This window comes from Methylobacterium sp. AC315 (assembly GCF_979253755.1).
Window position 1 is genome coordinate 1 of sequence record NZ_CEEDEA010000159.1, and the last position, 233, is coordinate 233.

General features: G+C 72.5%; 1 protein-coding gene. It reads left to right on the forward strand.

Translation table 11 applies throughout. The features are described from left to right. Window positions 1-17: 17 nt before the first annotated feature. A partial coding sequence (locus AC0IY0_RS29105) for a hypothetical protein (protein WP_471766522.1) occupies window positions 18-233 on the forward strand: 216 nt, incomplete at its 3' end.

Genomic DNA, 233 nt, shown 5'->3' on the forward strand with positions numbered 1-233 from the left:
CGCGCGGATCCTGGCTCATGGTCGCCTCATGGTTCACGTGGCGGATCAACGCCTTCGCCGGAGAACCGGTGCGCCTCCGTCGTCCTGCGGATCGCGGACGGGCCCCGGAGCGGGTCGCTCCGGGGCCCGAGGGGCCGGCGCGGGACCGGCCCGTGCGATCAGACGATGACCTCGCCGATCCGGTGGCCGCGATCGACCAGCACCGGACGGTCGTTCACGACGGTGTAGCGGTA